Raw genomic sequence first — 472 nt, forward strand, 5'->3', positions numbered from 1 at the left:
TGGCGCACCCTCCAGCACATGACGATCAGCCCCGGCCGGATCGGAGCCATCACCCAAGCCGCCCTCGTCCTCAACAATGCATGGCACGAAAGGCGCTGAGAAAACCTCAGTGGGCGGGATGATATACGGCCGCGCCCCCCCTGAGCCTGCCCCAGCCGCCCCGCAGGGTGGCGCAGCCCTTCGTAAAGTAGTAGATGTACCCGGCCGAGGCTGCGATGTACCAGGCATAGAAGCGCATGCCGTTGACAACGTGCTGCCAGTTTTTCGGGACGTAGTCTTTCAGGACGGCGAGAAACCCACTGACAGCGGTTGCGCTCCAGGCTAGATTCCTCGTCTCCTTACGGGTCAGCTTGATCTGTACCCAGGGGACTGTAAAACGTTCGGTGTAACTCCTGAGCAAGGAAGATGCATCGATGACCAGTGAGAACGTGACCGAGACCGAGACCGTCAAGGCCGTCGAGCCGCAGTCGGC

At 61.0% G+C, this 472-nt stretch carries 1 protein-coding gene; it reads right to left on the bottom strand.

Annotated features, from left to right (window positions below; all coding sequences use genetic code 11):
* Window positions 1-106: 106 nt before the first annotated feature.
* A partial coding sequence (locus tag AC2CJA_RS27205; protein ID WP_484605278.1) for a hypothetical protein occupies window positions 107-472 on the bottom strand: 366 nt, incomplete at its 5' end.

This window comes from Streptomyces sp. ATLC9 (genome assembly GCF_057196705.1).